Origin of the sequence: Paenibacillus sp. 203, from assembly GCF_037027525.1 — a bacterium.
In the GTDB taxonomy this organism is placed as follows: domain Bacteria; phylum Bacillota; class Bacilli; order Paenibacillales; family Paenibacillaceae; genus Paenibacillus; species Paenibacillus polymyxa_B.
Genome location: NZ_JAXCHD010000002.1, coordinates 271326 through 291666, shown reverse-complemented (window position 1 = coordinate 291666; position 20341 = coordinate 271326). Strand labels below are relative to the sequence as shown.

Here is a 20341-nt window from a genome sequence, read left to right as displayed (position 1 = left end):
ATTAAAGGAGACGATGGGCAGTGGATCAACCATGGATTTATATTGTTCTGCTGGGCGCTGCAGCTGTTGTCTACGCCTGGCTTCTGCCTAAGCGTCAGCCAGGCCGGGGAACAGAAGAGGCCGTCGTTCAAAAGGTCGAGGCCACATTGGAGCAGTATATGGCCGATATTGAAAACGACAATGACGAGCTGATTGAGCTCGTATCTGGTATGAAGCAGGAGCATACAGTTAAACAGGCGGCATTACAGGAACAAGTAGCTGAGCTTCGGAACCGTATCGTGGAGCTTGAGCGCCAGGCTATGTTTGCTACTGTTTCTATGCAAACCGAGCCTGTATCTAAGGAAATACAACATACAGTAACTTCTCATCAGGCAGCGGTTGCTTACGGTCAATTTCAAAGTCCGCAACCCGGAGTGTCTGTACAGGAAGGCTATCCTGATTCAGAAGCTCCTCTCGTAACTATGGAGGAGCAGACAGTATTGCAAGACGCTGAAACTGAGCAGGAAGTAGAGTCCATCCGTGATCGTTATAAAGAGTTGTTTGCGCTGCATGAGCAAGGCAAGTCGTTGGATTATATAGCCAAGCAATCAGGCATCCAGCGGGGGGAAGTACAGCTCATATTGCAACTCGCGAAGCGGGAGGATGTAACGTGATCAAAAACCGTTCATTTATGCTAGGCATGGGTACGGGCCTTATAACGGGGGCATTGCTGTTGCAACTGGCAATGATCGGTCAGGGACAATCACAGCAATCTTCCACAGACCCGAAAAACATGACGCGAGAGCAACTAGAAAAGGCAGCAGCCGAATTAAATCTTCAGATCAGTGACAGTTCTGATCCGAAAATGACAGAAGAGGAATGGCGTAATAAGGTGATCAAGGAAGGCAACAAAACTCCGGCTGCACCCGAAAAGGCTAAACCAGCTCAAACGCCGTCAACACCAAAGGTACCTGCAAATAGCACATCCTCGGCGGCTTCTAAACCTTCGACCAGCGCATCGGTTCCACAAAGTCCGAATAAGCCGCAAACTCAAAGGTCTGGCACTACAACGACTCCCAACATCCCCAAGCAGCCTGCCACCCCACAAGTGCAGTATAGCATTGCATCGGGAAGCAATTTGAGAAGTGTGGCATCAGGATTGCAACGGGCAGGGGTTGTGTCGGATGCTAGTGCATTTGAGGCAGCAGCTAAGGCCCAAAAAATCAATACCAAAATTCGTACGGGTACCTATCAGTTTGCTAAAGGTGAGGATTTCAGTTCTATTATTACTAAAATTACGAAAAAGCCGTCCAACTGACCAGACCGGGAAGTGGACGGCTTTTATTCATGCTGACAAGTTCGATAAGAGGCGTAAAACGTCACATTTTGCGTTGTTCCACCTATTGTCGAAAAGTTGGTTGCAACGATGCAAGTGTTATGGTATATTAATTGACGGTGTTAAAAACGCACGTCGGTTAATTTTATAGAGGGTGCTTTCCAATGGAAAGTCTTTATGAAAAATGATGTCGGCGGAGGACACACAAAAAACCAAACTTAGGAGGTGCGTGAAGATGGCAGTAATCTCCATGAAACAGCTTTTGGAAGCTGGGGTTCACTTTGGTCACCAAACACGTCGCTGGAACCCGAAAATGGATCGTTATATCTTCACTGAAAGAAACGGTATTTACATCATTGACTTGCAAAAGACAGTGAAAAAGGTTGAGGAAGCTTACAACTTCGTAAAAAGCATTGCAGCTGAGAATGGTACAATTCTGTTCGTAGGCACGAAGAAACAAGCACAAGATTCCGTTAAAGAAGAAGCAGCACGCGCTGGTCAATTCTACATTAACCAACGTTGGTTGGGTGGTACGCTGACTAACTTCCAAACGATTCAAAAACGTATTGACCGTTTGAAACAACTGGAAGCTTGGGAAGAAGATGGTACATTCGCAGTTCTTCCTAAAAAAGAAGTTATTATTCTTCGCAAAGAAAAAGATCGTCTTGAAAAATTCTTGGGCGGTATCAAAAACATGAAGGGCCTTCCGAGTGCTCTGTTCATCATTGATCCACGCAAAGAACGTATCGCGGTTGCTGAAGCTCGCAAATTGGGTATCCCAATCGTAGGTATCGTTGATACAAACTGCGATCCAGACGAAATCGACTATGTTATCCCAGGTAATGACGACGCAATCCGCGCTGTTAAATTGCTGACAGGTAAAATGGCTGATGCAGTTATGGAAGCAAACCAAGGCGAAGAAACTACAGCATAATATTTCCATTAGGAAATACCTATATGAATTAAATGAAAAGGGTGGTTGGCAGGTGTATAACCTCTCACTACCCTTTTTTTAAGGAATAAAGCACGGTATACCACTGAAAATCAAATTTGGAGGGAAATAATATGGCAGTTAATGCTAGCGCAGTAAAAGAGCTTCGTGAAAAAACAGGCGCAGGAATGCTGGATTGTAAAAAAGCGCTTGAAGAAGCAAACGGTGATTTGACAAAAGCGGTTGAAGTTCTGCGCGAAAAAGGACTTGCAGCTGCAGCCAACAAAGCAGGTCGTATTGCTACTGAAGGTGTTGTTGAATCCTACATCCATGCTGGCGGCCGTATCGGCGTACTGGTAGAAGTAAACTGCGAAACAGACTTCGTAGCTAAAACAGACCAGTTCAGAGATTTTGTACGCGACATTGCAATGCATATCGCTGCATCGAACCCTCGTTATGTTCGCCGTGAAGAAGTGCCACAGGAAGAGATCGAAAAAGAAAAAGAAATCCTGAAAGCACAAGCTCTGAACGAAGGTAAACCAGAGAAAATCGTTGAAAAAATGGTTGAAGGCCGCATTGGTAAGTTCTATGAGGAGTTCTGCTTGTTGGAGCAATCTTTCATCAAGGATCCAGACAAAACAATCTCCACGCTTATCAACGAAAAAATCAGTACAATTGGCGAAAACATCTCCCTGCGTCGCTTTGTTCGTTTTGAACTGGGTGAAGGTCTGGAGAAAAAAGAAGACAACTTCTACGAAGAAGTTATGTCTCAAGTGAAACAATAATTACCAACGAACGGTAATTGCATATGGAAAAAACGGAAATGGAACACATCAGTGTTCCTTTTCTTGCAACAGGACACCTATCCTGTTACATAAAGTATAAATGATATTGGAGGGTGATCATTTGGAAAAACCTGTGTTTAAGCGTGTTGTCCTGAAAGTTAGTGGTGAATCGCTGTCAGGTCCTAACGGTTACGGTATTGATGCGGATACGATTGCGTCCATTGCCGAACAAGTCAAAGACGTGGTAGAACTGGGAGTAGAAGTTGCTATCGTGTGTGGTGGCGGTAACATCTGGCGTGGTATTGCTGGAAGTGCCAACGGAATTGATCGGGCCACGGCAGATTACATGGGTATGCTGGCAACAGTGATGAACTCACTGGCCTTACAAGATGCTTTGGAACAGATTGAAGTACCTACTCGTGTACAAACATCTATTGCGATGCAACAGATTGCTGAACCTTATATCCGCCGTAGAGCTATCCGTCATTTGGAAAAAGGTCGGGTTGTTATTTTTGCAGCAGGTACAGGTAATCCGTTCTTCTCGACTGATACTACTGCTGCACTACGTGCTGCTGAAATTGAAGCGGAAGTAATTCTGATGGCTAAAAATAAAGTGGATGGCGTATATTCTGCTGATCCGTTTAAAGATAGCACAGCCGAGAAATATGAGCAGCTTACGTATTTGGATGTGCTCAACAAAAATCTCGGTGTCATGGATTCTACCGCATCCTCGTTGTGCATGGATAACAATATTCCGTTGATTGTCTTTGCTATTACAGAGCAAGGTAACATTAAACGTGTCGTGCTGGGTGAGAAAATTGGCACGATCGTCAAAGGGAGTGTAAATTAATGCCACAATCTGTGAAAAAGAGTGCTGAGGAACGCATGCAAAAAGCAATCCAAGCATTGCAACGTGATCTTGCATCTTTGCGTGCAGGACGAGCGACACCAGCTTTACTGGACCGTGTACAGGTAGAGTATTATGGTGCAATGACTCCAGTCAACCAGCTGGCGAATATCAATACACCTGACACCCGGACCTTGATGATTCAGCCTTGGGACAAATCTTCCTTGGCCGATATCGAGCGCGCTATACAAAAATCCGATTTAGGTTTGACACCTTCGAATGATGGTAACACCATTCGTCTGAGCATTCCTGCTTTGACGGAGGAACGCAGAACTGACTTGGTGAAGTTGACGAAGAAGAACGGTGAAGAAGCGAAGATCGCTATTCGTAACATTCGTCGTGATGCCAATGATGACATCAAAAAATTGGAGAAAAGTGATATTTCCGAGGACGAATCTCGTAAACACCAGGAAGATATCCAGAAAACAACTGACAAGTTTATCGCTGAAGTGGATAAAGTTTTAGCTGCAAAAGAAAAAGAAATTATGGAAGTTTAAAAGATTGGCAGCCCCTCCCTTACGGTGGGGTTTGTCTCTTTTCAAGCCTGAGGCACATTTTCAGAGAATGCTGGAGGAACTGGAATGATCAAACGGGTTCGGTCTTGGTGGAACGGGGAACAAAAACAGCAAACACCGGCCATTTCAAAAGACAATATTCCGCAGCATGTTGCTGTCATCATGGATGGGAACGGCAGATGGGCCAAACGGATTGGAATGCCGCGGATTGTAGGGCACCAAAATGGAATGAAGGCAGTGAAACGCACAGCAATTGCAGCGGATGAACTGGGTATTAAGTATTTGACTTTGTTTGCATTTTCAACTGAAAATTGGACGCGTCCAAAGGACGAAGTTGATTTTCTAATGCGCTTACCGCAAGAATTTCTGGCTATTGAGCTAGATGAGCTGATTGAAAAAAATGTGCAAGTGCGTATGATGGGCAATAAGGAACATTTACCTTCCCATACCGTTGAGGCGCTGACTGAAGCGACTCGACGAACTGAAAATAATACCGGACTTGTTCTTAATTTTGCATTAAATTATGGAAGTCGATTGGAAATCACAGAATGCATGCAAACATTGGGCCGTCAAATTGCGGATGGGAAGCTTAAAACAGAAGATATAACATCTGAGCTGATCGGTAATACGTTGCTTTCTAGTGGTATGCCAGACCCTGATTTACTGATTCGAACAAGCGGTGAGCTTAGACTTAGTAATTTTATGCTCTGGCAGCTTGCCTACAGTGAGTTGTGGTTTACTGATATTTATTGGCCTGAGTTTAAGAAAGAACACTTATACGAAGCAGTGATCGAATATCAGCAAAGAACACGGCGGTATGGCGGGCTGAAGTAAATGGAGGATGAAAGCCGTTGAGACAGAGATTAATTACCGGTATTCTGGCAGGCATATTCTTTTTGGCGATGGTCCTGTGGGGCGGCTTGGCCTACCATTTGCTTATATTGGCGATGGCCCTAATCGGATTTTATGAGTTCGCACGAATGACGCAGGTATCTCCTTTTGGAGGTACAGCAATACTTGGATACGTAAGCATATTAGCTTTTGTATTCCCGTATGAACCTTTTGGTTTTCACTCACCCTTACCCTTTGCCAGTATGCTTTGGCTGGTAATGATAGCTTTTATGATCATCACGGTAGGAACAAAAAATAAAATCCCGATTCAAACGGTAGCTATATTATTTCTTGGTACCGTTTATATAGGGTTTGGATTTTCGTATATTGCGGAATCACGTCATATGGAACATGGACTGTTATGGACATTCTTATTATTGGCTTGTATTTGGGCAAGTGATGCAGGGGCATATTTTGTAGGCAAAATGGCAGGGAAGACGAAATTATGGCCTGCGATCAGTCCGAACAAAACGGTTGAAGGATCCATTGGCGGCATCGTTTTAGCGTTGGTTATAGCTCTTGTATTCGCTGGATTATCGGGTGGACTGCTGCCATGGGGCAAAGCCATCGGCATCGGTTTGTCATGTGCAGTTGTGGGACAACTGGGCGATTTGGTACAATCTGCATACAAACGAGTGTACGGCATTAAAGATTCCGGTAATCTGCTGCCAGGGCACGGTGGTATACTAGACCGCTGCGACAGCTGGATTGTCGTTTTTCCATTTGTACATATGCTGATGCTGCTTCCATGAGTCTATTGATTACAGTTTATGCTCAGGCTAATCTCTATGCTGCTCACTTTGCGCTACTAGAAGGTTGGAACCAGTAGCATAGCTGCCTGAATAACAATCAATGAGCTCCTGGATAAAAGTGATTTTCAGGATAGGAAGGTGCATCATGAAAAGAATTACGGTACTTGGTTCAACCGGATCTATTGGAACTCAAACGCTGGATGTAGTGTCCATGCACCCGGATCAGTTTACTGTTGAGGCTTTAGCAGGTGGTTCTAATATAAAGTTACTTGCTGAGCAGGCTCATCTTTATAAACCCAAAAAAGTGTCTGTGGGTACTCGGCAGTTGGCGGATGAAATTCGTCCTTTACTGCCTTCTGGAATGGAACTGCATTGGGGAAATGAAGGACTCGTTGAGCTTGCTGCGAACACAGAGGCGGATATGGTTGTGACGGCTGTAATGGGCAGTGTCGGATTGCACTCCACGCTGGCCGCAATTGAGGCTGGAAAACAGATCGGTTTGGCCAATAAGGAAACACTGGTTACTGCTGGTCATCTGGTCACAGCGCGGGCTCGGGCGAAAGGAGTGCCGTTGCTGCCGATTGACAGTGAGCATTCAGCTATTTTCCAATGCTTGAATGGTGAGCGTATGAAAGATGTGGCACATATTACTCTCACAGCATCAGGGGGTTCTTTTCGAGATTTGACAAGAGAACAGTTGCGTGAAGTTACAGTGGAAGATGCACTCAAGCATCCCAATTGGTCAATGGGGGCCAAAATTACAATTGATTCAGCAACGATGGTAAACAAGGGGCTGGAAGTCATTGAGGCGCATTGGCTATTCGGACTTGATTATGAGCAGATTCATGTGTTGCTTCATCCGGAAAGCATTATTCATTCCTATGTTGAGTTTCAGGATACAAGCATTGTTGCTCAACTTGGGAATCCGGACATGAGAGTACCCATTCAATATGCATTGACTTATCCTGAGCGTATAAAGTCCCCGGCGAAGCCGTTGTCACTGGCTGAAGTGGGCAGACTCCATTTTAAGGAAATGGATTATAATCGTTTTCCTTGTTTAAGGCTTGCCTTCGAATGTGGTAAAATGGGTGGTACAGCACCGACCGCATTTAATGCAGCTAATGAGATTGCTGTTGCCCGTTTCCTGCGTGGAGAAATTTCTTTTCTGCATATTGAAGCTATTATTGAACGTGTGCTGGAGCGGCATGTCAATGTGGCTAATCCTGATCTGTCTGCGATTGAAGCATGTGACGGAGAGACTCGTAGCATAGCTGCAGAATTGTAGGCTAATGTTGGGTTAGAAACGAAATGTGATTCTCTTGTGCGGGATCGGAGAATAATGATAATCTAGGAAGACAAACTCGATCTCATTGAAAGGGGAACAGAAACGATTGGAAACGATTCAAATAGTGTTGATGACGGTGCTCATGTTTTTCGTCATAGTGACAGTGCATGAATGGGGGCATTATTATTTTGCCAAGCGCGCCGGGATTCTGGTACGGGAGTTTGCGATCGGTTTCGGTCCGAAACTGTTTTCTTATAAAAGAAACGAGACGCGATTTACGTTGCGTTTGTTGCCGTTCGGTGGCTTTGCCCGCATGGCGGGAGAGGATCCGGAGGTCAATGAAATTGAGACCGGACAAACGATTGCTGTACGCGTAACGGATGACGTCGTGAAAACCATCTATCTGGATCAACTGGATAATCGCAAGAATGTGGTGCGTGGCGAAGTGTTGGATATTGATCTGGAACAGTCGTTAACTTTAAAATTGGATGTAGATGGCGAAGATCAGCAATACACTGTACACCCGCAAGCGATGATGGTAACCAAAGGTCAATCCATTCAGATTGCACCCAAGGATCGGCAGTATGGGAGTAAAACAGTAGGACAGCGTGCGATGGCTATTTTTGCTGGACCACTGATGAATTTTATTCTTGCCTTTATTTTGTTTGGTCTGCATATTCAGATGGTCGGCATACAAGTGGACAACCCGACGTATGTCCAAATTAGTGAAATTACAGCAGGTATGCCTGCTGCTGAAGCTGATTTGCATAAGGGAGATATCATCGAATCGGTGAATGGAATAGCCATTGGTGCGAATGTTGAAAACATGATCAAACTGATTGCGGATTCTCAAGACAAGCCAATGAAGTGGACGGTTCGCCGTGATAATAAGACCTTTGATCTTACTATTACACCTCGTGCAATGGAAGGACAAAAGGGTGGCAAGGTGGGCATTGTGCCTGAACTTCCAAAACGCCAAGCAGGTGTGGGTGAAACGTTCAAATTTGCCGGGCAATCCATGGTCAGAACGACCGATATTATTTTTCAAGGATTTAGCCAGCTTATTCAACGTTTTTCTATCAATGACCTGGGAGGACCGGTACGTACTTTTGAAGTGACGGGGCAAATTGCCAAGCAGGGGATTGAGCAGTTGACGTATTGGACTGCTATAATGAGTCTTTATCTGGGGATATTTAATTTATTGCCTATTCCGGCGCTGGATGGAAGCAGACTTGTTTTCCTTGGTGTGGAGGCGGTAAGAGGGCGTCCCGTCGATCCGAGCAGGGAAGGAATGGTCCATTTCGTTGGTTTTGCTATGCTATTCCTGCTTATGATTGCGGTCACGTATAACGATATTTTACGCTTAATTAATGGTTAATTAGAGACGGACTTATATAAAAACGGTCTGTATGGGAGGACATGCATTTCTATGTCGAACGATAAACAGTTTGTCGAGGAAATTACGCCGCAGAGCGAAGATTTTTCCCGATGGTATATTGATGTTATTAAAAAAGCAGAACTGATGGATTATTCCCCTGTTCGCGGATGTATTGTATTCCGCCCCGATGGTTTTGAAATCTGGGAGCATATCAAGGAAGCCATGGACGTGCGCTTCAGAGAAACAGGGCACCGTAATGCCTATTTTCCAATGTTCATTCCAGAAAGCTTTTTTCAAAAGGAAAAAGAGCATGTTGAAGGGTTTAATCCTGAACTGCCTTGGGTAACCGAGGCTGGCGGGGAAAAGCTGGAAGAGCGTCTTGCTATTCGTCCGACTTCGGAAACGATGATTGGTCATATGTACTCCAAATGGATTCAATCCTATCGTGATCTGCCTGTGCTTATTAACCAATGGGCTAACGTAGTGCGTTGGGAAAAACGCACGCTGCCTTTCTTGCGCACAAGTGAATTTTTGTGGCAAGAAGGTCACACGGCCCATGAAACAGAAGAAGAAGCACGTGAAGAAACGATGAAAATGCTGGAAGTATACCGTGAGGTTATTGAGGAAGTTCTGGCTATTCCAGTTATTACTGGACAGAAAACACCTTCTGAAAAGTTTGCAGGTGCGAAGGATACATTTTCACTGGAAGCGATGATGAAGGATGGACGGGCGGTACAAGCTGGGACCTCCCACTATATGGGAACTAATTTTGCCGTTGCATTTGACATTAAATATTTGAGTCGTGAAAACAACTTGGAATTCGCGCATACGACTTCATGGGGAACAAGTACACGTTTGATCGGTGCACTGATTATGGTCCATGGAGATGACCGTGGTCTGGCATTGCCTCCTAAAGTTGCGCCTACGCAGGTTATTATGGTTCCAATTGGACCACCTAAGAAGCGTGATGCCGTTATCGCTCGTGCAGATGAACTATTTGCTGAGTTGAAACAAGCGGGAGTGCGTGTTAAAATGGATGACCGCAGCGATGTAAGTCCAGGCTGGAAATTTAATGAATATGAAATGCGCGGTGTGCCGGTTCGTCTGGAAATCGGACCTCGTGATATGGAAAACGGTGTCTGTGTGCTCGTATCCCGCATCAGCGGTGAGAAAAAAATCGTGCAGCAGGATAATCTGGTTGAGGAAGTACACGCGATGCTCGCACAGGTACAGCAGGAGATGTTTGATCGTGCGAAAAATTTCATGGAAGAAAACTTCTATTCCGTCGATACGCTGGATGAAATGAAGACTCTCATGGAAGAAAAACGCGGCTTTACTTTGGCAGGCTGGTGCGGATCTGAAGAATGTGAAGACAAAGTTAAAGAAGTAACAGGTGCTACAAGCCGTAACATACCGTTTAAAACAACCGAGCAAAAGTCCACATGTTTGTGTTGTGGCAAACCTGCCAAGCATACAGTAGTGTTTGCACGAGCGTACTAATATAGATGTAGGGCAATATCACTATACTCACTTCATTCTTTTTGCTGACATCGTAGCTATTACGGGACAATGTTCCGAAGGATCTATGTCGTTGTGAGAAGGATTGAAGAGGGCTACGAAAAGCTTTTGCGGTCGGAGATGTTTTTGACGCAGAAGCTTTTCATGTTTTCAGAATGGTAGATTTAAAATTGGGGGGAGAGCCATGGGCGGAGCTGAAGAAAAGAGAAAGCGGCTGGAACTGCTGATGAAGCAAGTTGGGATGCCGGCTGGAGTGGTTGAACCTTATTTTTTGGACGGTTGGATTGATCAAGTGGAGATTAGCCGTACCAATAAGGATTGGAATATCACCATTGCCAAGGAGACACTGGTCCCCGCTCAGGTGTATCGTACGTTCTGTATTCAAGTACAGGAAAAAATGAATCACATCGCAAAAATTACGTTCCGTTTTCAGTATAGTGAGCAGATTCAGCCTGGTGATATTATTAGTGAATACTGGAAACTTTTTCTGGAGTGGGTGCATCGTGAGATCCCATCTGTTAACGGTTGGATGAATCGGGCTGTGCATGAGTGGGAAGACGGTCTATTATTGCTGACGATGAGCGACAGTATGTCATTGGAACTGGCGCGTAAAAAACAGATAGATCAAGCTATCATCAAATTTTACGATAAATATTTCGGACTCTCTATGCGCATTAAAGTCCAAGTGGGTGAAAGTAACCAGGAGGCATTACAGCAATTCCAAGAAAAGAAGATGCAGGAAGAACGCGAAGTTATTCAGCAGATGATGGAAAGTATGGAATCCGAAATGCCGCCTTTGGATGAAGAAGAAGGAGACGTACGGCTTCAATTTGGTTATGACATCAAAGAACCAGCTGTTCCGATGCAAGATATTCAGGACGAAGAGAAAAAAGTCACCTTACAAGGAACAATCTTCGGTTTGGATAGTAAAGAATTGCGCAATGGCAGTACGTTGTTTACGTATTATTTGACCGACTTTAGTGATTCCCTGCAAATGAAAATGTTTGCTAAAACTAAAGAAGATCTGAAGATCCTCAGTTTGTTGGCTAACGGGAAATGGGTTAAAGTGCGGGGGCGAGTTGAATATGATCGTTTTATGCAAATTCCCGAGCTGGTTATGATTCCTTCCGATCTAGTTGAAGTACAGGCTCCACCCACACGTAAGGATAATGCAGAGGAAAAACGGGTTGAGTTCCATCTCCACACAAAGATGAGTGCTATGGATGCTGTTGCCTCGATTGATCAATACGTCAAAACAGCTGCCAAATGGGGGCACAAGGCGATTGCGGTCACTGATCATGGCGGTGTGCAGTGCTACCCTGATGCAGCTAAGGCTGCAAAGAAAAACGGCATTAAAATGATCTACGGTGTTGAGGCCAACGTGGTTAATGATGCCGTTGAGGTTGTAATGCAGGCACAACCATTAAATTTGAAAACAGCGACTTATGTCGTTTTTGATATTGAAACCACCGGTTTATCGGTTACACAGAATAAAATCATTGAGATTGCGGCTGTAAAAATGCATGATGGCAAAGAAGTTGATCGTTATGCTACCTTTGTTAATCCGCATGAGCGCATACCATACAATATCCAGCAACTGACCAACATTAACGATGAAATGGTCAAGGACGCGCCGGATGTAGAACCTGTTATGAAGGAGTTTGTAGCTTTTGCTGGCGATGCTGTATTGGTTGCCCATAATGCGCGATTTGATGTCGGCTTTATCCAGGCGACCCTTCGAAATATGGGTTTGCCTGAAATGACCAATCCGGTACTGGATACGCTAGAACTGGCTCGTTTACTGTTTCCAACAATGAAAAACCACCGTCTGAATACGCTGACGACCAAATATAAAGTGGCGCTAGAAAGTCATCACCGAGCCATTGACGATACAGTCGCACTGACTGAAGTGCTGAATGGCTTGCTGAATGATGCGGAACAAATTAAGGGTTTAAAAATGCTCGATCGTCTGAATGATTATGTGGGTAAGGATTTATCGACCGTTCGTCCTTTTCACTGCTGTATTTATGCCCTCAATCCGATTGGTAAAAAAAATCTGTACAAGCTGGTTTCGATGTCTCATACCGAATATTTCAAGCGTGTGCCTTGTATTCCTAAATCCAAATTGTCAGAAATGAGAGACGGATTGCTTATTATTTCTGGTTGCGAAAAAGGAGAGTTCTTCGAGGCTGTGTTAAACAAGTCCGAGGAAGAGGCCGAGGAAATTGCACAGTTTTATGATGTGCTGGAGATTCAACCTTTGACGATGTATATGCATTTAGTAGAAAAACAACTGGTAAGCGGGCCCGATGCTCTGAAAACGGCAATACGCAAAGTATGCGAAATTGGACGGCGACTTGATAAACCCGTAATTGCCACAGGCAATGTTCACTATTTGGAAACTCGCGATAAGTTGTACCGTGATATTACGATACACGGCATTACGGGATTTAGCCCGCTAAAAGATATTCGTAAGCCAGATGCGCATTTACGTACCACAGACGAAATGCTGGCAGAATTCGAGTTTTTGGGCGAGGAGAAAGCCTATGAAGTCGTTGTGAAGAATACCAGTGAGTTGGCGGATCGATTTGAGGAGCTGGAGCTGTTCCCTGACAAGCTGTTTACACCTTTGCTGGATGGCGCGGACGAGGAAATCCGCAACACTTGCTACGAGACAGCTAAATCCATCTATGGTGAGGAATTGCCCGAAGTGGTTGTAGCCCGTCTTGAAAAAGAACTAGAGCCGATTATTAAATATGGTTTCTCTGCCAACTATCTCATTTCCGAGCGTTTGGTTAAAAAGTCTAATAAGGATGGATATCTGGTAGGTTCACGGGGTTCTGTTGGATCTTCTGTGGTCGCTACCTTTCTCGGTATTTCGGAGGTTAATCCACTGCCTGCACATTATATTTGCGGTAATCCTGAATGCAGACATAGCGAATGGATTTTGGACGGTAGTGTGCCGAGCGGATTTGACTTGCCGGACAAAAACTGTCCCAAATGCGGTGGAAAACTGAAGGGTGAGGGACAGGATATTCCGTTTGAAACGTTTCTTGGGTTTAAGGGAGATAAAGTTCCCGATATTGATTTGAACTTCTCTGGCGAATATCAACCTGTCGCACATAACTATACGAAAGTACTGTTTGGTGAGAAAAGTGTATTCCGTGCTGGAACCATCGGTACAGTTGCCGAGAAAACAGCCTTTGGCTTTGCAAAGAAATATGAAGAGGCGCATCATAAAAAATGGCGTGGGGCTGAGCTGAACAGGCTGGCTTCGGGTTGTACAGGGGTCAAACGCAGTACCGGGCAACATCCAGGCGGAATTGTCGTTGTTCCCGATTATATTGAGGTCGAGGATATTACGCCGGTACAGTACCCCGCCGATGATACAAGCTCGGAATGGAAAACAACGCATTTTGATTATCATGCTTTTGATGCGAATCTACTCAAACTCGATATTCTGGGTCATGATGATCCGACTATGATGAGGATGCTTCAGGATTTGACTGGTGTCGATCCTACGACCATTCCAATGAATGATCCTAAGGTGATGAGCATGTTCAACTCCACGGAGGCGCTCGGTGTAACACCCCAGCAAATCCGCACACCTGTAGCTACCTATGGTGTACCAGAAATGGGGACGAAGTTTGTACGCCAAATGCTAGTAGAGTCGCAGCCGAGTTCTTTTGCTGACTTACTGCAAATATCCGGACTGTCTCACGGCACGGGCGTGTGGTTGGGGAACGCACAAGAACTGATTAAAAATAATACCTGTAACATCAAGACTGTAATTGGTTGCCGTGATGACATCATGCTATTTTTGATTTACAAGGCAGGGATGGACGCAGGTCTGGCCTTTAAAATTACGGAGAGCGTACGTAAAGGTAAGGGGCTTAGTGCTGAATGGATTGAGGAAATGAAAAAATGCAAGGTGCCACAGTGGTACATTGATTCCTGTCTGAAAATCCAGTACATGTTTCCGAAGGCGCATGCTGCAGCCTACGTTATTTCAGCAGTGCGCACAGCGTACTTTAAGCTGTATCATCCGATTGAATATTATGCGACTTACTTTTCAGTACGTGCAGCCGATTTTGATATTGAGCTGTGCTGTCAGGGATATGATGCAATCGCACGGAAGATTGTCGAAATCGAGCAACTCGGCTTTCAGGCACCGCCCAAAGAAAAAGGGATGCTTCCGATCCTGGAAATGGCTCTGGAAATGACAGCTCGCGGGTTTAGTTTTAAATCCATTGATTTGTACCGTTCTGAAGCTACACGCTTCAAGGTGGATGGAGATTCACTTATTCCGCCATTCGGAGCTCTTCAGGGAATTGGAGACAATGCAGCACGTAACATCGCAGCCTCCCGTGAACATGGTGAATTTTTGTCTGTCGAGGATTTTCAACAAAAATCGAAAGCTAGTAAAACCATTGTCGAAATGCTGTCCCAGATGGGTTGCTTTCGGGGTTTGCCAGAGAGTAATCAGCTGTCTCTGTTTTAATCCGAACCACAGTAGTCAAGCTCTGGCACTTGTCACATAACTATGGTTATGTTATAATTTTTTTGGTAATCATGGAGATAAAACCGTTGCTAAAAGAGTGGGGAAACCCACTCTTTACTGTTTGATATACAGTTACAACGTGAAAAGGTTATTTTTGGGCAAGAAACCGGTACGCCGGTTTATTTGCAGTGAGCCCGAAATGAACATTACATCAAATGAAAATGAAAAAGCCGGTGATGGAGAAGCATTGTCCATGGTAATAGGGCGTCTTTTTTTCACCACAGGAAAGTTCACTTTTGGAGGTTATAATCTTTGAGCACACCAAAGATCAAATCAGTAGTAGAAGAAATGGCCCAACCTTTCCTCGATGAGCATGGTTTTGAACTGGTCGATGTCGAGTATGTCAAAGAGGGCAGCAATTGGTTTCTTCGCGTTTTTGTGGACAAAGACGGAGGAATTGATCTGGACGACTGCAGTATGATCAGTGAATATCTGGGTCAAAAGTTGGATGAAAATGACCCTGTTTCTACAGCATATTTTCTGGAAGTGTCTTCACCAGGCGCCGAAAGACCGCTGAAAAAAGCGGAGGACGTTACTAAAGCGGTAGGCAAAAACGTATTCGTTACTACATACGAGCCGATCAACGGCCTGAAGGAATTCGAAGGTCGTTTGCTTTCTTTTGAAGACGGGGAACTTACCGTTCAAAGCGGACAAAAGAAGCATGCCATACCTTATGACAAGGTAGCTGGTGCAAGGCTCGCGATCATATTTTAATTCAGATTTGACTGTTGCTGTTTGACATGTACTACATGTTTTTTTGCCTCGTGTGCCGACCAGTACGCAGGTGCATCATTTGAAAGGGGGAGCAGTAATCCATGAGTATGGATTTTATTGAAGCAATGAACGAGTTGGAAAGAGAAAAGGGGATCAGCAAGGATGTGCTGTTTGAGGCCATTGAAGCAGCCTTGATTTCCAGTTACAAACGGAATTTCAACACCGCACAAAACGTGCGTGTTGATATGAACCGCAACTCGGGAGTCATTAAGGTATATGCCCGCAAGCTGATCGTTGAGGAGGTATTGGATCCTCGCACCGAGATTTCGTTACCTGCGGCCCGTGAGATTAACCCGCATTTTCAGTTGGAAGATATCGCTGAAATCGAAGTCACACCACGTGATTTTGGACGGATTGCTGCACAAACTGCGAAGCAAGTCGTGACCCAGCGTATCCGCGAAGCGGAACGGGGACTGATCTACAACAAGTTTGTGGACAAGGAAGAAGATATTGTAACAGGAACTGTACAGCGTCAAGACCCGCGTAACATTTATATTGATCTTGGTAAGGTGGAAGCGGTTCTCCCGTTAGGTGAATTGATGCCTAATGAGAAATTTAGCCATCTGGATCGAATCAAGGCTTATATTACCAAAGTAGAAAACACAACCAAAGGACCGCAAATTATGCTGTCCCGATCACATCCGGGTCTGCTTAAGCGTTTGTTCGAACTCGAAGTGCCTGAAATTTTTGATGGTGTTGTAGAGATTCGTTCCGTAGCGCGTGAAGCAGGCTTCCGTTCTAAAATCGCGGTTCATTCCCGTAACGCCGAGGTTGACCCGGTTGGCTCTTGTGTGGGTCCTAGAGGAACACGTGTACAGACCATTGTAAATGAGCTGCGTGGCGAAAAAATCGACATTGTACGTTATTCCGATAATGTTGATGAATACGTGGCTAATGCGCTGAGCCCATCCAAGGTGCTCGAAGTGCAAGTATTTGAAGAAGAGAAAATGGCGCGTGTTATTGTGCCTGATTATCAGCTTTCTCTTGCTATTGGTATCAAAGGGCAAAATGCTCGTCTTGCTGCTAAGCTTACGGGCTGGAAAATTGATATTAAGAGTGAAACACAGGCGGAGGAAGAACTCGGCAGACCGAGAACATCCACCGATGAAATGCATCAGGATTCCGTTTCTGTAGATTAAGCGGAGTGTAGGGGGGTTAATGCATGAAACAGAGAAAGATACCTTTGCGCAAATGTGTGGCCTGTCATGAAATGATGCCAAAGAAGCAGTTGATCCGTGTCGTCAAAACCCCTGAAGACGAAGTGTTGATTGACTTGACTGGCAAAAAGTCGGGACGCGGCGCTTACTTGTGCGGCAAAGCCGCCTGCTTCAAGCTGGCTCAAAAGAGCAAGGCACTGGATCGAGCATTGAAGCACTCGGTTCATCCTGATATTTATGAGCAGCTAAGTCGTGATTTTGCTGCCGTCGAGGAAGAATTCCTGGCGGCACAAGGCAGCGTGCAGGATGAATAAGGCGCTGTCTGGATTGGGTCTTGCCATGAGAGCTGGCAAGCTGCTAACAGGTGATGAGATCGTTTTTAAAGCGATCAGGTCTTCAGAAGCCAAGCTGGTCATTCTTGCGAAAGATGCTTCAATGAATACTCAAAAGAAATTCCGCGACAAATGCGGGACGTACAAAATCCCCTTATTGATAGGATTTGACCGGGAAAGCTTGGGAAGCAGTATCGGCAAACCTGAACGGGTTGTGCTGGCTGTGACGGATCAAGGATTCGCGAAATTGATCAAGAAACATGCGGGGATAATGTCGGAGGTGGAGTATATTGAGTAAACAAGAAAGCAAAGACAAAGTGCGGGTATACGAATACGCCAAATCGTTGAACATGAGCAGCAAAGAAATTATCACCATTCTTAAACGGCTGGATATTCCCGTGAACAACCATATGAGCGTCATGGAACATGATGCCGTAGGTAAAGTGGAAAGTTTTTTTAAGAATATTAAATCCAATGCTGCGGCCAAGCAAGGCGGAGCAGGTACGGCGCAAGTAAGCTCGAATCAGGCCGGTTCAAGCCAGAATAGTAATCATTCAACTGAGCAAACCAAAAATCAACAGGAAAAGCAGGTAAGTATGAATAGGACAAACAACAACCAAAACAGTAACCGAAGCAGCGCTCCAAAAGCGCAAAGCAGTCAGCAGGGCGGTCAAAACCGCAGTCAACAAAGTACTAGCAGACCCACTGGTCAGCAAAGTACACAAAACCGCAGTAATGGTCAACAACAGGGAGGACAACAGCGTCCTAGTGGCAACACAGGTTCGCGTCCTCAAGGTAACCAAAGCACTAACTCACGCCCTCAGGGAAGTAGTCAGGGTGGTACGGCTGTAAGAACATCATCCTCTACAGGTAGCAACAATGCGAACCGTAGTGGTGGCAACCGTACAGGCAGTAACTCCAACAACGGTGGTAACCGTTCCGGTCAAGGACGTTTTGACGATAACCGTCAAGGCGGCGGACGCGGTGGTAACGGTGGTCGTGGAGGCAATAATCGCGGTGGCAGTAATCGTGGCGGGAAATTTAACAATCGTGGTAAAGGTCAACAACAGGAACGTCGCGAGAAAATCGACAACACGCCTAAGAAAATTATTGTGCGTGGTGAGATGACCGTAGGCGAAACAGCCAAGCTTCTTCATAAGGATGCGTCAGAAGTCATCAAAAAGCTGATTATGCTCGGAACGATGGCGACCATTAACCAGGAACTGGATATGGATACCATCCTCTTGCTTGCCGGAGACTTTGGCGTCGAGGTAGAAGTGAAAATTCCGGTCGAAGAAGATCGTTTTGAAACCGTGGAAGAGAATGATGATCCTGCAGATCTGAGAACACGTCCACCAGTTGTAACGATTATGGGTCACGTCGATCATGGTAAAACAACTTTGCTGGATGCCATTCGCTCGACTAATGTAACCGGTGGCGAAGCTGGCGGTATTACACAGCATATTGGTGCATACCAAGTTGAAATTAATAGCAAAAAAATCACTTTCCTGGATACACCGGGTCACGAAGCCTTTACCGCTATGCGTGCACGTGGTGCTCAAGTGACAGATATGACGATTATCGTGGTTGCAGCTGACGACGGTGTTATGCCACAGACGGTCGAAGCTATTAACCATGCGAAGGCAGCAGGTCTGCCAATTATCGTAGCTGTGAACAAGATCGACAAACCGGATGCCAACCCGGATAAAGTGAAGCAAGAACTCACTGAATATGAATTGGTACCTGAAGAGTGGGGCGGCGATACGATTTTCGTCAACGTTTCCGCGAAACAAAGAATGGGTCTGGAAGACCTGCTCGAAATGATTCTGCTCGTAGCTGAAGTGAATGAGTACAAAGCGAACCCGAACAAACGGGCACGTGGTACCATCATCGAGGCAGAACTGGATAAAGGCCGCGGTTCTGTAGCCCGTATCCTCGTTCAGAACGGTACACTGAAAGTCGGCGATGCTTTCGTAGCGGGTAACTGCTTCGGACGTGTGCGTGCTATGGTCAACGATAAAGGTCGTCGTCTTAAGGAAGCGGGTCCTTCCACTCCAGTTGAAATTACTGGTTTGACAGAAGTTCCACTTGCTGGCGATCCATTCATGGTGTTTGAGGATGAGCGCAAAGCTCGTGCTATTGCTGACAGACGTGCGATCACGCAACGCCAATCTGACCTGGGCAGTAATACCCGTGTAACACTGGATGACCTGTTCCAACACATCAAGGATGGCGAAATGAAGGATCTGAACGTCATTATTAAAGGTGACGTACAAGGTTCCGTCGAGGCGTTGAAAGGTTCCTTGAACAAGATTGAAGTCGAAGGTGTGCGCGTTAAAATTCTTCACAGTGGTGCAGGAGCAATCACCGAATCTGATATTATTTTGGCAGCAGCTTCCAATGCTATTGTCATTGGTTTTAATGTTCGTCCGGATAACCAGGCGAAATCTACAGCGGAAGCTGAAAAAGTGGACATTCGTCTACACCGTGTCATTTACAATGTCATTGAAGAAATAGAGCAAGCCATGAAGGGCATGCTGGATCCTGAATATAAAGAAAATGTGATTGGGCATGCTGAAGTACGTAACGTATTCAAAGTTACTAAAGTCGGTACGATCGCTGGTTGTATGGTGACATCCGGTAAAATTACCCGTTCAGCAGAAGCACGTCTGATTCGTGATGGCATCGTCATTTTTGAAGGTAAAATCGACTCACTGAAACGCTTTAAGGACGACGCAAAAGAAGTTGCCCAAGGTTACGAATGTGGTATTACCCTTGATGGCTATAATGATGTTAAGGAACTCGACATTATTGAAGCGTTCGTCATGGAAACAGTGGAGCGCTAACGGCAGAGAGGTGAGCATCCATGGCTAAAATACGTACAGGTCGGGTTGGCGAGCAGATCAAGAAGGAGCTAAGCCAACTCATACAAACTGAATTAAAAGACCCCCGCATCGGTTTTATCACCGTAACGGGTGTCGATCTTACAAATGATTTGTCCCAAGCGAAAATATACTTGAGCGTGCTCGGGGATGAAGAACAAAAAAATTCTTCCCTGAAAGCATTGGACAAAGCGAACGGTTATCTTCGTTCTGAACTCGGCAAACGGATACGGCTGCGCCATATTCCTGAGTTGATTTTCAAAATTGACGAATCTATTGCTTACGGCAGTCGAATTGAAAAACTGCTGAGTGATATCGACAAGGATGAAAAATAAAACTTTTAGTTTGTCTGAAGGAA

18 protein-coding genes are annotated in these 20341 nt (G+C 45.2%); all 18 read left to right on the top strand.

Translation table 11 applies throughout. The annotated features are described in order from the left end of the window. Positions 1-20: 20 nt before the first annotated feature. The 18 genes from WA407_RS04485 (at position 21) to rbfA (ending at position 20318) form a co-directional block, all read left to right on the top strand. Positions 21-653, top strand: a complete 633-nt coding sequence (locus WA407_RS04485) for a hypothetical protein (protein ID WP_235308133.1) — start codon at positions 21-23, stop codon at positions 651-653. Continuing rightward, the gene (locus tag WA407_RS04480; protein ID WP_235308134.1) at positions 650-1297 is read left to right on the top strand and encodes an endolytic transglycosylase MltG; all 648 of its coding nucleotides are present in this window, start codon (positions 650-652) and stop codon (positions 1295-1297) included. Before WA407_RS04485 ends, WA407_RS04480 begins: the two co-directional genes overlap by 4 nt. A 253-nt stretch (positions 1298-1550) precedes the next feature. Further along, a complete protein-coding gene (gene rpsB / locus WA407_RS04475; protein WP_013309916.1) occupies positions 1551-2249 on the top strand; it encodes a 30S ribosomal protein S2 in 699 nt (232 codons plus the stop codon). 131 nt (positions 2250-2380) lie between these two features. Continuing rightward, on the top strand, positions 2381-3031 hold the full coding sequence (tsf, locus tag WA407_RS04470; protein ID WP_013309917.1) for a translation elongation factor Ts: 651 nt from the start codon (positions 2381-2383) through the stop codon (positions 3029-3031). A gap of 121 nt (positions 3032-3152) precedes the next feature. Then, a complete protein-coding gene (pyrH, locus tag WA407_RS04465) occupies positions 3153-3881 on the top strand; it encodes a UMP kinase (protein ID WP_013309918.1) in 729 nt (242 codons plus the stop codon). Then, positions 3881-4435, top strand: a complete 555-nt coding sequence (frr, locus tag WA407_RS04460) for a ribosome recycling factor (RefSeq protein WP_235308135.1) — start codon at positions 3881-3883, stop codon at positions 4433-4435. Before pyrH ends, frr begins: the two co-directional genes overlap by 1 nt. A gap of 84 nt (positions 4436-4519) precedes the next feature. Next, positions 4520-5287 carry an isoprenyl transferase gene (locus WA407_RS04455; RefSeq protein WP_023988210.1) on the top strand — a complete coding sequence of 256 codons (768 nt, stop codon included), beginning with the start codon at positions 4520-4522 and terminating at the stop codon, positions 5285-5287. Positions 5288-5304: 17 nt separating this feature from the next. After that, positions 5305-6096, top strand: a complete 792-nt coding sequence (locus tag WA407_RS04450; RefSeq protein ID WP_235308136.1) for a phosphatidate cytidylyltransferase — start codon at positions 5305-5307, stop codon at positions 6094-6096. 145 nt (positions 6097-6241) lie between these two features. Continuing rightward, the gene (locus WA407_RS04445; protein WP_235308137.1) at positions 6242-7381 is read left to right on the top strand and encodes a 1-deoxy-D-xylulose-5-phosphate reductoisomerase; all 1140 of its coding nucleotides are present in this window, start codon (positions 6242-6244) and stop codon (positions 7379-7381) included. A 106-nt stretch (positions 7382-7487) separates the two neighbouring features. After that, entirely contained in the window at positions 7488-8759 is a 1272-nt protein-coding gene (gene rseP, locus WA407_RS04440; protein ID WP_061829443.1) for an RIP metalloprotease RseP, read from the top strand. Positions 8760-8810: 51 nt separating this feature from the next. Next, positions 8811-10259, top strand: a complete 1449-nt coding sequence (proS, locus tag WA407_RS04435; RefSeq protein WP_103047860.1) for a proline--tRNA ligase — start codon at positions 8811-8813, stop codon at positions 10257-10259. Between the two features lie 202 nt (positions 10260-10461). Then, positions 10462-14778, top strand: a complete 4317-nt coding sequence (locus tag WA407_RS04430; protein WP_250244739.1) for a PolC-type DNA polymerase III — start codon at positions 10462-10464, stop codon at positions 14776-14778. Positions 14779-15090: 312 nt separating this feature from the next. Beyond that, complete coding sequence (gene rimP, locus WA407_RS04425) at positions 15091-15552, top strand: ribosome maturation factor RimP (RefSeq protein ID WP_061829440.1); 462 nt, start codon at positions 15091-15093, stop codon at positions 15550-15552. A 101-nt stretch (positions 15553-15653) separates the two neighbouring features. Next, a complete protein-coding gene (gene nusA, locus WA407_RS04420; RefSeq protein WP_013309927.1) occupies positions 15654-16751 on the top strand; it encodes a transcription termination factor NusA in 1098 nt (365 codons plus the stop codon). Between the two features lie 23 nt (positions 16752-16774). Then, positions 16775-17083 (top strand): RNase P modulator RnpM, encoded by a 309-nt coding sequence (gene rnpM, locus WA407_RS04415; RefSeq protein WP_007430067.1) that lies wholly within the window; start codon positions 16775-16777, stop codon positions 17081-17083. Then, positions 17076-17399, top strand: a complete 324-nt coding sequence (locus tag WA407_RS04410; protein ID WP_025720915.1) for a L7Ae/L30e/S12e/Gadd45 family ribosomal protein — start codon at positions 17076-17078, stop codon at positions 17397-17399. Before rnpM ends, WA407_RS04410 begins: the two co-directional genes overlap by 8 nt. Next, the gene (infB, locus tag WA407_RS04405; protein ID WP_061829439.1) at positions 17392-19947 is read left to right on the top strand and encodes a translation initiation factor IF-2; all 2556 of its coding nucleotides are present in this window, start codon (positions 17392-17394) and stop codon (positions 19945-19947) included. Before WA407_RS04410 ends, infB begins: the two co-directional genes overlap by 8 nt. A 20-nt stretch (positions 19948-19967) precedes the next feature. Continuing rightward, entirely contained in the window at positions 19968-20318 is a 351-nt protein-coding gene (rbfA, locus tag WA407_RS04400) for a 30S ribosome-binding factor RbfA (protein ID WP_010346342.1), read from the top strand. The last annotated feature ends 23 nt before the right edge of the window (positions 20319-20341 follow it).